This is a genomic window from Alteromonas sp. ABE4_545 (assembly GCF_056161325.1).
Map to the genome: position 1 here is coordinate 37,235 of NZ_JBSWYY010000014.1, position 13,285 is coordinate 50,519.

General features: G+C 45.8%; 10 protein-coding genes. 6 read left to right on the forward strand and 4 right to left on the reverse strand.

All coding sequences use genetic code 11. The features are described from left to right. The first annotated feature begins 63 nt into the window (after positions 1–63). The 3 genes from ACXAH6_RS13300 (at position 64) to ACXAH6_RS13310 (ending at position 4,700) form a co-directional block, all read left to right on the forward strand. Positions 64–2,532, forward strand: coding sequence for a beta-L-arabinofuranosidase domain-containing protein (locus tag ACXAH6_RS13300; protein ID WP_474877548.1), 2,469 nt, complete (start codon positions 64–66; stop codon positions 2,530–2,532). A 92-nt stretch (positions 2,533–2,624) separates the two neighbouring features. Continuing rightward, a complete protein-coding gene (locus tag ACXAH6_RS13305; protein WP_474877550.1) occupies positions 2,625–3,056 on the forward strand; it encodes an FKBP-type peptidyl-prolyl cis-trans isomerase in 432 nt (143 codons plus the stop codon). 183 nt (positions 3,057–3,239) lie between these two features. Beyond that, positions 3,240–4,700, forward strand: a complete 1,461-nt coding sequence (locus ACXAH6_RS13310; RefSeq protein ID WP_474877552.1) for a catalase — start codon at positions 3,240–3,242, stop codon at positions 4,698–4,700. Positions 4,701–4,747: 47 nt separating this feature from the next. Here ACXAH6_RS13310 and ACXAH6_RS13315 read toward each other — a convergent pair whose 3' ends face one another. Both ACXAH6_RS13315 and ACXAH6_RS13320 read right to left on the reverse strand, forming a co-directional pair. Further along, positions 4,748–6,586, reverse strand: a complete 1,839-nt coding sequence (locus tag ACXAH6_RS13315) for an SLC13 family permease (RefSeq protein ID WP_474877553.1) — start codon at positions 6,584–6,586, stop codon at positions 4,748–4,750. Positions 6,587–6,706: 120 nt separating this feature from the next. Continuing rightward, positions 6,707–7,735: a family 43 glycosylhydrolase gene (locus ACXAH6_RS13320; protein WP_474877555.1), complete on the reverse strand. Its 1,029-nt coding sequence runs from the start codon at positions 7,733–7,735 to the stop codon at positions 6,707–6,709. 117 nt (positions 7,736–7,852) lie between these two features. On the opposite strand from ACXAH6_RS13320, the gene ACXAH6_RS13325 reads away from it, so the two are divergent. Further along, positions 7,853–8,875 carry a glycoside hydrolase family 43 protein gene (locus ACXAH6_RS13325; RefSeq protein ID WP_474877557.1) on the forward strand — a complete coding sequence of 341 codons (1,023 nt, stop codon included), beginning with the start codon at positions 7,853–7,855 and terminating at the stop codon, positions 8,873–8,875. A gap of 96 nt (positions 8,876–8,971) precedes the next feature. Here ACXAH6_RS13325 and ACXAH6_RS13330 read toward each other — a convergent pair whose 3' ends face one another. After that, positions 8,972–9,565 (reverse strand): RDD family protein, encoded by a 594-nt coding sequence (locus tag ACXAH6_RS13330; protein ID WP_474877558.1) that lies wholly within the window; start codon positions 9,563–9,565, stop codon positions 8,972–8,974. 160 nt (positions 9,566–9,725) lie between these two features. Next, the gene (locus tag ACXAH6_RS13335) at positions 9,726–11,354 is read right to left on the reverse strand and encodes a sodium:solute symporter (RefSeq protein ID WP_474877559.1); all 1,629 of its coding nucleotides are present in this window, start codon (positions 11,352–11,354) and stop codon (positions 9,726–9,728) included. Positions 11,355–11,645: 291 nt separating this feature from the next. Here ACXAH6_RS13335 and ACXAH6_RS13340 point away from each other — a divergent pair, with 291 nt between their 5' ends. Continuing rightward, on the forward strand, positions 11,646–12,368 hold the full coding sequence (locus tag ACXAH6_RS13340; RefSeq protein WP_474877561.1) for a FadR/GntR family transcriptional regulator: 723 nt from the start codon (positions 11,646–11,648) through the stop codon (positions 12,366–12,368). 66 nt (positions 12,369–12,434) lie between these two features. Beyond that, a complete protein-coding gene (locus ACXAH6_RS13345; RefSeq protein WP_474877562.1) occupies positions 12,435–13,217 on the forward strand; it encodes an SDR family NAD(P)-dependent oxidoreductase in 783 nt (260 codons plus the stop codon). The last annotated feature ends 68 nt before the right edge of the window (positions 13,218–13,285 follow it).

Genomic DNA, 13,285 nt, shown 5'->3' on the forward strand with positions numbered 1-13,285 from the left:
TTAATGTTAGTGGCGTGTGTGTAACCGCGTTATACCTCAGCTTTACTAGGAGCCGTTTAGCCGATGACATTACCGACCTCATTCTTACGTACCACATTATGTGCGAGTGCTGTGATTCTGGCACTATCTGGTTGCAGCCAGCAACAAAGTGAAGGCCAACAAACATCACAGGCGGGAACGGCGGTAACAGCTCCGGCTAAGGCCACGCACACTCAACAGGTGCATCAGCAAACGTTGTTTGATCTGAGTAACGTGCGTATTGCTCATGGCCCTTTCGCAGATGCCCAATTAACCAATGTGAACTACTTACTGGCGATGGAGCCAGACCGTTTACTTGCACCATACTTGCGAGAAGCGGGCATAGAACCTAAGTCGGCCTCCTACGGCAATTGGGAAAACAGCGGCTTAGACGGTCATATAGGTGGCCACTACCTCAGTGCTTTGAGTTTGGCGTGGGCGGCAACGGGCGACACGGCGTTAAAAGACCGATTAGATTACATGCTTGATCAATTGCGCGAAGCACAACTGGCCAACCATGGCTATTTAGGCGGCATCCCCAACGGCAATGCCATGTGGGCTGAGATAAAAGCAGGTAAAATTAAAGCCGACCTATTCAGTTTGAATGACCGTTGGGTGCCTCTCTACAACATCGATAAAATCTTTCACGGTTTGCGCGACGCCTACCAAATTGCTCACATTGAGCAAGCCAAAACCATGTTGGTTGAATTGGGCGAATGGATGCTGGATATCACTGCGCAATTATCCGACGAGCAGATTCAACAAATGTTGTATTCAGAGTACGGTGGGTTAAATGAAGTATTCGCTGATATTGCTGAAATTACAGGCGACGAGCGGTTTATCAAACTCGCGAGACAGTTCTCTCATCAACGTATATTGAAACCGTTAATTCAACACAAAGACGAACTGACCGGTCTGCACGCCAATACCCAAATTCCTAAAATTATTGGTATTTTAAAAGTCGCTGAAGAAACCGACGACAAAGCGTGGGAAGATGCGGCTACGTTTTTCTGGGAAACCGTGACCCAGCATCGCTCAGTGTCGATTGGTGGCAACAGTGTGAGAGAGCACTTCCACGATAGCGAAGACTTCACGCCGATGATCGAAGACGTGGAAGGGCCGGAAACGTGCAACACTTATAACATGATGAAGTTGAGCAAAATGTTGTTCCTTCACACTGGTGATATGCGTTATTTAGACTTTTACGAACGCGCTACCTACAACCACATTCTTTCAAGCCAGCACCCACAACATGGTGGTTTAGTGTATTTTACTTCTATGCGTCCGGGCCATTACCGTATGTATTCTTCAGTTGAAGATTCGATGTGGTGCTGTGTTGGGTCTGGCATTGAAAACCACAGTAAGTACGGTGAACTCGTTTACTCCCATGACGATACCAGTGTCGCGGTAAATCTATTTATGCCTGCGCAACTGAATTGGGCTGAAAAAGGCGTAGTGCTGGTTCAAGACACAAACTTCCCCGACGCTAATGATGTGAATATTGAAGTACTAACCGACAATGAAAGTGCTGATTTTACATTGAAAGTACGTGAACCAAGTTGGTCAACGAGCGCACTTGAAGTGCTTGTAAATGGCGAGGTGGTAGCAGCCAAGTCGGCTAATGGCTACGTTGAGATAGCGCGTACGTGGCAAAGCGGTGATACAGTGAGCTTCACATTAACACCCGCGTTGACCACAGAACAATTACCCGACGGTCAGAATTACTATTCGGTGTTGTATGGGCCGGTGGTTATGGCAACAAAAGTTACGGCGTTTAAAGATGAGCATCTTAACTTTGTTGCCGACGACAGCAGAATGGGGCACATTGCCGCAGGGCCGGTTTGTCCGCCTGAGGCGTTGCCGATTATGTTAGGCAAACCGCAAGCGTTTATTGATTCTTTGCAGCGGGAAAGTGGGGCCGAATTAGTATTCGATGTGACCGACCATGTCGCTATTGCTGATCCGGTTAATAAAAATGAGAAAACTACGCTTATTCCTTTTTTCCGACTCCATGACAGCCGTTATCAAGTGTACTGGCCACAGTTGGATGCCAAAGGTTTTGACAGCTTTGTGGCTAAGGCAAAGCAGGAAGCAGCTGAAAAGGCAGCATTAGCGGCAATGACCGTTGATAAAATCACGCCGGGAGAACAGCAACCGGAAGTGGAGCATGACTTTAAGGGCGAGGGCACTCGCGCTGGCGTGAACAACGGCTGGCATTGGCGTGATGCTACCGGCTATTTTGAATATCAGCTAAAAAATGCAGATTTAGCAGCGCAACACCTGCGTATTACTTATTTTAAAGGTGATGTGAATCGCACCTTTGCTATCAAAATAAACGGTGAGGTGTTGGCGAATGTGTCTTTACCTGTGACTACAAGTGAAGAAGACTTTTATAACGTGGATTATCCACTAACCGATAAAATGAAAGCCAATAAAACACTGAGTTTGCGATTCGAGGCTGCCGAAGGCTCTGTCGCTGGTGGTATTTATGGCATTAGACTCATTAATCAGTAATATAATTTGTCTTCTTATGGAAAAGCCGGTTAGCCGGCTTTTCCTGTTTTTGATGCAACATAGTAAAAAACAAACAAAGCGAATTAGACACCATGGCTAAAGGCAAAACCAAAAAGACCGCGAAAGGGTCGGCAGGACAAAATAAAAACCTCACCGAGCAGTACATTCAAAAATATCAACAAAAAGATGGTGTTGAGACCCTTCCTTCTGGGTTGATGTTTCGCGTGGTGCAAGCCGCCGAGGGAGAGAAGCCAAGCCTGATGCACACAGTGAAAGTGCAACAGCGTATTCTATTGGCTGATGGTAGCGTGATTGACGATACGTATAAGAAAGGGCTGCCCGAAGAATTTGCTCTTGAAGAAGCCATAGAAGGCCTGCAAGAAGCCATACCCATGATGCCTGTGGGTAGCCGCTATGAATTTGTGATCCCTCCTGAACTCGCGTGGGGGAAGAAAGGCAATGGCGGTAAAATTGGTCCGAATGCGGTGATGATTGTAGATGTTCGATTAGTGTCTTTTGAATAGTTTAGATGAGCGGTAAATGTCATTTGACGCGTCGGTTTGTTGAAAAGTGAGTGCCACACTTTAATCTTAAAAAGCGATTTTCTGAATAGCTTTATATCACTTTATGTAATCAGTAATTCTCTTTAATATCTTAAAAACTGATTAGCACACAGTGCCAATCAATAAAATATTGAGGAGAGTAGAATGAGTGATATAAAGCGTTGCCCAATGACCACCAGTGCTGGTGCCCCTGTTGCAGAAGATAACCAAAGCCGCACCGTCGGTGCACGTGGTCCTGTAACTTTCGATAATCATTATTTGTTCGAAAAGCTAGCCCACTTTAACCGTGAACGTATTCCTGAGCGTGTTGTTCATGCACGTGGTAGCGCCGCCTATGGCACATTCACTCTGACTAAAAGCTTAGCTGCGTACACCATTGCAGATTTTCTACAGGAAGAAGGTCAACAAACCGACGTGTTCTTGCGTTTTTCAACCGTAGGCGGTGGTCAAGATTCTAGCGACTATGCTCGAGACCCTCGTGGTTTCGCGGTGAAGTTTTACACCAAGCGCGGCAACTGGGATATGGTGGGTAACAACACGCCGGTCTTTTTCTTACGAGACGGTATTAAGTTCCCCGATTTTATTCATAGCCAAAAGAAGAACCCTCGTACTAACTTGCCTGATCCTCAGGCGGTTTATGAATTCTGGGCTAACAATCCACAATCTTTACATCAAGCGACTATTTTGATGTCTGACCGTGGTATTCCGTTGTCGTACCGCCATACCAATGGCTATAGCTCACATACGTTGAGCTTGTGGAATGACAAAGGTGAGCGTTATTGGGTGAAGTGGCACTTTAAAACTAATCAAGGCATTAAAACCTTGACCGGTGAAGAAGCGGCGAAAATGTCTCCTTTTGGGGCCCAACAAGATTTAGTGAACAGTATTGATAATGGGGATTTCCCGAGCTGGACGGTGAAAGTGCAAATAATGACGGAAGAACAAGGGCGTCACTATCGCATTAATCCGTTCGACTTGACTAAAGTATGGCCGCACAAAGATTTCCCATTGATCGAAGTTGGCCAACTTGAGTTGAATCGCAACGTAGATAACTTCTTTGCTGAAAATGAGCAGTCTGCTTTTGCGCCGAGTAATATGGTGCCCGGTATAGGCGCGTCACCTGACCGTATGTTACAGGCTCGTTTGTTAGCCTATCAGGATGCACACCGTTATCGTATTGGTGCCAACTACAACCAGATACCGGTAAACGCGCCGCGTTGTCCTGTACACAACTACCAACGCGATGGTGCATTTGCTGGTATCACACCTTCACTTGCTGGGAGTGGTGCTAACTTCTATCCCAATGATAGAACAACGCAAGGCGCACCCGATACCGTACCAGAGGTGTTGGAGCCAGCAATGCCGATTGAGCAAGATGCGTGGTTAGATATTTATAATACGCAGGATGACGACAATTTTACCCAAGCAGGTGAGTTGTACCGGATTATGTCTGAGAACCAGAAAGACCAGCTAGCGAACAACATTGCTGATGGGCTATCTCAGGTAACCGAAGACGTGAGAGAGCGTATGTATTCGCAATACGAACAGGCAGATAGCGACTACGCCACTCGTGTAAAAGCGGCGGTTGATAGCAGACTGAAGTGATAAACGTCTGTTTATAAGGCAAGCCCTATATTTATAGGGCTTGTGTGTTACCAAGGGAAGAGTAACGGAACGAAAAAATAGGCGGTGGCAAATACCACGATAACAAGCGGTAACCCCATTTTTAAGAAGTCTGATAGTTTGTATTGCCCTGGTTCGACGACAAGTGTGACAACCGGAGACGCGACAGGCGTTAAAAAAGCCGAAGACGCAGCAAGAAGTACTGCAACTGCAAAAGGGTAAGGTGAAACCTCCAGAGCGTTAGCTGCTTCTATAGCGATGGGGGCCATGAGCACTGCTGAGGCAGTATTAGACAACACATTGGTCATGATCACTGTTATCGCGAACAGCAAGCACAACATCACTTCAGCGCTGGCGCTTTGTGTTAATGACAGCATGCCATCTACTATCATTTGTGTGCCACCGGTTTGTACTAGCGCATCGGCTAGCGGTAACATGCCGGCAAGTAAAACAATACTTTGCCAGTGAATAGACTGATACGCTTGGTTGGCTGAAATACAACGCGTTAATACGGCCGCAATAACCGCAATAAGTACTACCGAGACCAGAGGGATCACATTCAATAGTGCCATGCCAATCATAAACCCTGTAATGGCGAGTGCGGTAGGCAGGCGCTGATAGGCAGGAACAACATCATCGGCATCAGTAGGGGTTTCCAATACCACAAAATCGCTGTTTTGCTGTTGTAGCTTTTTAATTTTTGACCATGCGCCACTGATTAACAGGCTGTCAGCTGAAGCTAATGGCGTTTGCTCAAAGTCCTCAATAGCTTGTTGGTTTCGGCGTAACCCGAATACGGTTAAGCCGTAGCGCTCGCGAAAACTCGCAGACTTCAAAGTGCGCCCAATTAAGGTAGAGTTTGGGTGCAACAACACACTCACAGCCCCCAGTTCCCAATGACGAAACTGCAAACTGATTTGAGATGGTTGATAATCATCCAAGGAGAACAATGACCGAATGGTGTCTATAGACGCTTGTTTGCCCGCAACATAAAGTCCATCGCTTGGGCGTAGAATAAAGTCGGTGCTAGGGTTTGCAAAATGAGTTGGTTGACCATTAATGACTCGGGTGACAGCTAAGATGCGTACACGATAGTCTTGGTACAGTAATGTCGACGCGATGGAGCGTCCGCAAAATGGTGACTGGGCAGAAACGCGTAAGTCGACTAATTCTTGGCTCACTCTGAAATCGTTCCATAGCGCCGTCCAATTTCTGGCATAGCTAGGTGGGCTTGGGTTAGATAATTTGGGAAGCAATACCGGCCCAGCGAGAACCATTAACAAACATGTTAGTGCAAGCACAAACACGCCGATAACCGAGAAACTAAAGAACCCTAAAGGGTTATAGCCAGCCTCGGTGAGTTGTGCACTGATCACTAAATTCGGTGGTGTTGCGATGAGCGTGAGCATCCCACTGACCAAAGCCGCATATGACATAGGTAGTAAAAGTTGACTCGGCGACCAAGAGGTTTGTTTGGCAATACGTAAAACGATAGGAATAAAAATAGCAACCACCGCTGTTGAGCTCATGACTGCACTCAAAAGCGCAGTGGCGATCATGGTCAAAATGGTTAGCCGACTGAACGAGTGCTTACCATATTTAGCAATATAGTCACCAACAAACCGGGCTGCGCCCGTTCTATCTAGCATTTCGCCAATAATTAACAACCCAGCGACTAATATCACCACCGTGTTTCCAAACCCAGATAAAGCTTGGTTAATGGTTAATATATGGGTTAATGAAAGGGCAAGCACTACCAGTAAGGCGATCAAATCGTACCGCACACGATTTGTCGCCATTAATACAGCGGCCAACAGAATAACGGCGAAAACATAATAGGCTTGGTATGACGCAGCAATGGTAAACACGGCACTGTCCCTAGGTTGTGCACCAAATTGTACATAAGGCTGTGTTGACTATTTATACGTAAGGTCGAAGGGGGAGTCAAAATTTGCGCTGGCTTTATTGCGCCAGCGCAAATGGGCATTTTATGGTTTGGGGTGCAAAACGGTTTTATGAGTGTTGAGATCTGCAGGATTAACTACCGGCCAGTCATTGTCCCAACTCATCGGCAAAATCCGCAATTTTTGAATGCCGTTGTCGGCGGTTTCATAGGCATGCAGCACAAGGTAATCGTTGCCGTCAAAGGTGTAGGCTGCATTATGCCCCAACGCTACCCAATCTTTTGTACCTTTGATAACCAGCGAACCGCCGCCTTCCATTAACGACTTTCCGTCTTTGTCGAGATATGGCCCTGTAACTGTTTTACTGCGGCCAACGCGTACGTTGTAATCACTATCTAAACCACGGCAGCATTTATCGAAAGAAACAAATAAATAATAATAACCGTTCTTCTTAAAAATATACGGAGCTTCAATGGCGCCCATACCATCAGCAGAAGGGCGTTTAGCGATACTGTGCCATTCTTGAGGCTCGGCCACCCGCACCAAATCATCGTCGAGTTTAACCAGTTTCAAACCTTCCCAAAACGACCCAAAGCTCATCCAAGCGTCGCCGTTTTCATCTTCTACAATAGCTGGGTCTATCGCATTCCAATGGTCTCGGCCGGGAACTGATTGGATCACAATACCGTAATCAACCCATTGATAATCAGGAGAGTCAGGGTCGAGAGTTTTATTCACGGTGACCCCTATTCCCGATGTGTTTTTACCAAACGCAGAAACCGAGTAATAAAGGTAGTACTGACCATTTTTAAAGTACACATCTGGCGCCCATAAATGCCCGCCAAAACCAGGAGCAACACGGTGAGACCAACTGGGCTCGTCTTTAAATACACGGCCGGTCAGTGTCCAATTCACCATGTCTTTAGATTCATAGTAGGTAATGCCTGGCCCAGTGCTAAACACATAATATGTGTCGCCTTCCTTCGCCATGACGGGGTCGTGTACTTCAACTTGCTTCGCTTGTGCGCCGCAACCTACGATGGCTAATGCCGTAAAGGCCGTTAAAGCGCGTTTTACAAGTTGAGGAAAACAGTGGCAAATACGTCGAATCATGAGGTCCTCAAATTTCTCTAAAAAGTCTTTTTACAGTTTAACAGGATTCATGTTAAATATGTAATACAATATTAATAATTGATTAGCATTACTCCACTTCATTATAAGGACAACCCCATGTTGAAGCGAAGTCAGATTTTAGCCATCTCTCTATGTGTACTTAGTGCGATTGTCAGCAGTTTTTCTGCGTATTCGCAACCATTACCACCTATTGATAACCCCATTGTTTTACAACGGGCAGATCCATGGTTAGTGCGACATGAAGACACGGGTTGCTATACCTTTATTGGCACATCACCGAAATTTGATGAAATTGAATTGCGTCAGGCTTGTCGCTTAAATGATTTAAAGTTAGCTGAGCCTAAGGTGATTTGGCGTAAAAAAGAACACGGCCCAATGAGTGTGAATATTTGGGCGCCGGAGCTTCACCATATCGATGATGCTTGGTATATCTATTTTGCCGCAGGTGATATTGATAAGCCGTTCAGTATTCGCATGTATGCGTTGAAGAATACTGCCGCTGACCCTATGCAAGGGAAATGGGAAGAAACGGGGAGAATTTATTCCCATCTTGATAGCTTCTCTTTAGATGCAACATCGTTTGAGCATCACGGCAAACGCTATTTAGTTTGGGCGCAACAAGACGCAAAGCAAACTTATAATTCCGCCCTCTGGATAGCTGAAATGGACTCGCCAACCAGTATTAAACAACCGGTGACCCTTCTCACAGAACCTACCTTACCTTGGGAAGTACAGGGTTATAAAGTGAATGAAGGGGCGGCGGTGATTCAACGACATGGCAAAGTTATGATTACTTACTCTGCGAGTGCGACCGACCACAGGTATGCCATGGGCTTAGTGTGGGCAGATGACAATGCTGACCTACTCGACCCTGCAAGTTGGCAAAAGAAGCCTGAGCCTATTTTTGAAACCAATGCCGATGCAGGGCGTTTTGGTCCGGGCCACAATAGTTTTGTAAAAGCGGAAGATGGGGTGACTGACCTGATGATTTATCACAGTCGAGATTATCTTGAACTGAAGGGCAATCCACTTACTGATCCAAACCGACATGCACGCGCCCGAGTGATTTATTGGGATGCAGAAGGCTTTCCGGTGTTAATGCCAAACCAAGCTGACTAATCCTTAGAAAAGAGAAAATAAAAACGCCGCCATAATTAATAATTACGGCGGCGTTTTTTTATACTTTTAATGTACTAAAACAAACGAGTCTTGCGCTTATTCAGGTACACGTGACACTTTGGTTCCCGCGATCATGTCGTGGATACAACGGCGGTCTTGTCTGAAGATAAACAATACGTCGACCAGAGCCAATAAAGGGATTAGCTGACCGGCCAATCCAGTTGGGATAATGCGCTTGTAAAGAATCGTACTCAACGTAGCGGGGTGCCCGTCGAGCGTTTCAATTCGAATGCCCATCATGCGTTTGCCGATAGTCTGAGCAAAATAGTGCAAAGTGTAACCGTGGATGATAAGCAAAGTAACAATGCTGTATACAAAGCTCATTACATAAAGTTGTAAGTCCGGTTCTTGAATGCGCTCTAAACCAAAATACATAAACAATGGTACAGTGGCGACCAGACTAATCAGCCCGTCAATAATGGCGGCACCAAAGCGTTCACCACGACTTGCTAACGTATCATCAACGAATTCATCGACCATTGGTGCAGTGTGTTGATTTTTTTCTTTCTCTGCAATCAAAGCATCGAGCAGGGCCGCGCGATCAGGATATGCTTCGCGATCAATGCCTTCCGCCGCGTTCTTTAATTCTTCCAGTGAATACTGGGTGTAATCGGGTTGTTGGTCCATCATTTCACTTCACAATTAGGTTTTATCGAATTCTAACAAGCTGTTGGCATAGTTAGAAGTGTTGTCGTTATGGTGATTAAGCTAACTGACATCTGCTTTTGACTCAATAAAAAAAGGCGCCCGAAGGCGCCCAATCTCACTATGGAGAGCAGAGAATCGGTACTTACCAGAATCTGATATATATAAATGCCGTGATACCGATAATGCCTGCGGTATGGATGTAATCCCATTTGTCGATACCGGCTACGACTTCTTTCAAGGTGTCTTTGCTCATGCTTGGGAAGGTAAGTCCTTTTAAGCTTTCTTCATCTGCCGGTTTGGTAAAGAAGCTCACTACAATCATCAGCGCAGTCACTACAACAAACAGTAAAATACAGTAGTAAAGCCAGTTCATAGACACAATCCATTCTAATGAGGTGCCGACTAGACTGTCTCTGAATGGCAGTAGCACTAGGCGAATCATGCCCAATACGAAACCAGATACTAGACCAAAGTAACCCGCTGCTGGTGTAATGCGATTGCTCACCAAACCAAGTAAGAATACGGCTGCAATTCCTGGTGCAATCAACGACTGAACGCTCTGCAAGTACTCGTACAACACATCAGCGATTAAACTCATTACTGGGATCCACAAAATACCCAATACCACGATAACGATGGTGGCTAAACGGCCAACTTTGAGTAGATGCTTCTCTGTCGACTCTGGCTTGAACTTCTTGTAGAAGTCAATGGTGAACAGGGTTGCAGACGAGTTGAACAATGATGCTAAGGAACTCATTAATGCTGCTACCAAACCACCGATAACAATCCCTTTCACGCCAGAGGGGAGGAGTTCAGATACTAGAGTTGGGAAAGCCTGGTCGGCTGATTCATAAGTAATAATACCCTTCGCGTTTAAGGCATAAGCAATCATACCGGGTACTAGGAAGATAAATACTGGAAGTAGTTTTAAGTAACCTGCGAACATGGTGCCGCGACGTGCTTCCTTGATCCCTTTAGCTGACAATACACGCTGCACGATATATTGGTCGGTACACCAGTACCAGAATCCGATGATGAAAGAGCCAAAGATAATACCAGGCCATGGGAATTCACTGTCGGATGCCGAGCGAATGAGATGCATATTGGCTTCATTCAAACGTTCAACTTCAGACCAGCCACCTACTTTATCAAGGCCAACCACAAGAATGACTACCGAGCCGATAATCAATACTGGTGTTTGAAGCACCGATGTCCACATGATGGCTTTCATACCACCGAGTACCGTATAAATACCCGTGATAATGACGAGCCCCAGAGCTGAAATCCAGAAGAAATCGATGCCCCAAATACTTTCAATGCCCAGAATGGTTTTGAAGGCTATACCACCGGCGTACACAGTTACTGCCACCTTGGTAAGTACATAGCTGACGAGCGAGATAACAGAGAGGAAAGTACGAGATTGGGAGTTGTAGCGGCGCTCGAGAAACTCGGGCATGGTGTAAACTTTGCTGCTCCAGTAAAAGGGCACGAATATCCAACCGAGTAACAGGATAATCCATGATTGGAGTTCCCAGTGGGCGAGTGCCATACCAGATTGAGCACCAGAGCCAGACAATCCGACTAGGTGTTCTGAACCAATATTTGAAGCAAATATTGAGGCACCTATGACCAACCAGCTGGCGTTACGACCAGCGAGAAAGTAATCAGCAGTGTCTTCTTCTTTTTGGCGCATAGACATGACTACCACACCGAGAAGCAAGACAAAGAAACCGGCTAATACCAGCCAGTCTAGTGTACTTAATTCAACCATAATCCGTTTTTAACCTCTGAAATGCCGATCGTCACGTCAGCTTTTAACAATTATTGAAATATTATATGACAAATTACATAAATGGAAGACTATTGTTAAATTAGCGTTAAGTCTATTGTTGTTTATCTGTTAGCACTTGGTAGAATCAGAGCATGACGTGAAATTGTTGTGCTCAAAACTGAAAAACTGTCTAAATTTAAAGATATTTTAAGGTTTGTGGGTGGTGATTTATCGCGCCATTCGTTACTTGTGGTAATATGCAGGCACGCGTGAAAATAACAGGATCTAAAGATGGCGCGAATTGAAAATTTAAACTTGTCACAACGAGTGACGAACGAGCTAGGCAAGGCCATTATTTCAGGTAGTTACAACTCAGAGACCGGGTTGCCTACTGAAGCCCAATTGTGCGCGGAATACGGCATTAGTCGTACCGCTGTGCGTGAAGCGGTGAAAATGTTGGCTGCAAAAGGGCTGATTACGAGTCGCCCGCGTCAAGGTATTCGTGTTGAATCTCCAGAGAACTGGAATTTGTACGATACGAGTGTATTGAAATGGATGCTGGAAAGCAGTCCTTCACTGCACGTGTTGAAAGAATTTTTACAGATGCGCTTAGCGATAGAACCCCAAGCTGCTGCGCTCGCTGCTAAAAAAGGTGATCAACAGGCCATTGCGCAAATTGGTGAGGCCTTACAACAAATGCACACCGCGGCTGAAAGTGGTGAAGGTGGAATGCATGAAGGTGACTTGGCATTTCACACTGCTATTTTGTTTGCTAGCGGTAATCGCTTTTTCTTCCAGTTGCGCGATTTTATTCGCACGGCATTAAATGTGAGTATTCAGCACACTACACCAGCAAAAGGTAGCTTGTGTGATATCGCCGAAGATCACAAAAAGATATATGTCGCTATTGCCAGTGGTGAAGCTGAGCGTGCAAAAAACATGATGACCTACTTGATCGATGAAGCGATGGCATTCATCGACGCTGAGATAGAACGTATGGACGGAGCGGCTTAATTGCCGTTTCGCCGTGGCGCTTCTGTGATACAATAATCCAACTTCTAGGGTCCATTCGGTCTGTCTATGATGTCCAAGCCTTCTGAAAATCATGCAATTTACCCCAGCTTAGCTGAGAAAAGTGTATTCATCACTGGTGGTGGTACAGGCATTGGTGAGGTGATGGTTGAGCATTTTTGTGCGCAAGGTGCGAAGGTCACTTTTGTCGATCTAGAAGCAGAAAAAAGTATGGCGTTGGTTGAACGGTTAGCCGGGCAATATGCTCATGCGCCGCGTTTTATTCAATGTGACCTGCGCGACGTAGACTGTCTTAAGCGAGCCATCGATTCAGCGGCACACATGTTTGGTGACATCTCAGTATTGGTGAATAACGCTGCAGACGATACCCGTCATGATTTCGAAACCGTAACGGTTGATTACTGGGATGACCGGTTAGCGGTCAACCTGAGACCGAGCTTTTTCGCTGCCCAAGCCGTGATCCCTCAAATGCGCAAATTAGGTGGTGGTTCTATCATCAATATGGGGTCGGTGAGTTGGCGGTTAAAACAAGATTGTATGCCAGCATACACAACCGCGAAGGCGGCGATAGAAGGTCTGACTCGAAGCCTTGCTGCTAGCGCGGGCAAAGATCATATTCGTGTGAATACACTCATTCCCGGCTGGGTGATGACAGAACGCCAAATGAAGCGTTGGTTGAACCCGAACATTGTTCAAGATGTACAAGAAGCCCAATGTATTCCGCAAACGTTGCAGCCTTATGATATTGCAAAAGCTGCACTATTCCTTGCGTCTGACGAAAGTAAAATGATGACGGCGCAAACCCTGATCATAGACGCAGGTTGGGTATAAAGTTCCACATTTGATGCTTTTTTGTGAATAAACATTGACAATTACTGCGTTGGCCTGCGATAAATAAT

What these genes read in the sequence shown, in the direction of transcription:
- ACXAH6_RS13300 (WP_474877548.1), top strand. Translation starts at nt 64, where the DNA reads ATGACATTACCGACCTCATTCTTACGTACCACATTATGTGCGAGTGCT.
- ACXAH6_RS13305 (WP_474877550.1), top strand. Translation starts at nt 2,625, where the DNA reads ATGGCTAAAGGCAAAACCAAAAAGACCGCGAAAGGGTCGGCAGGACAA.
- ACXAH6_RS13310 (WP_474877552.1), top strand. Translation starts at nt 3,240, where the DNA reads ATGAGTGATATAAAGCGTTGCCCAATGACCACCAGTGCTGGTGCCCCT.
- ACXAH6_RS13320 (WP_474877555.1), bottom strand. Translation starts at nt 7,735, where the DNA reads ATGATTCGACGTATTTGCCACTGTTTTCCTCAACTTGTAAAACGCGCT.
- ACXAH6_RS13325 (WP_474877557.1), top strand. Translation starts at nt 7,853, where the DNA reads ATGTTGAAGCGAAGTCAGATTTTAGCCATCTCTCTATGTGTACTTAGT.
- ACXAH6_RS13330 (WP_474877558.1), bottom strand. Translation starts at nt 9,565, where the DNA reads ATGATGGACCAACAACCCGATTACACCCAGTATTCACTGGAAGAATTA.
- ACXAH6_RS13335 (WP_474877559.1), bottom strand. Translation starts at nt 11,354, where the DNA reads ATGGTTGAATTAAGTACACTAGACTGGCTGGTATTAGCCGGTTTCTTT.
- ACXAH6_RS13340 (WP_474877561.1), top strand. Translation starts at nt 11,646, where the DNA reads ATGGCGCGAATTGAAAATTTAAACTTGTCACAACGAGTGACGAACGAG.
- ACXAH6_RS13345 (WP_474877562.1), top strand. Translation starts at nt 12,435, where the DNA reads ATGATGTCCAAGCCTTCTGAAAATCATGCAATTTACCCCAGCTTAGCT.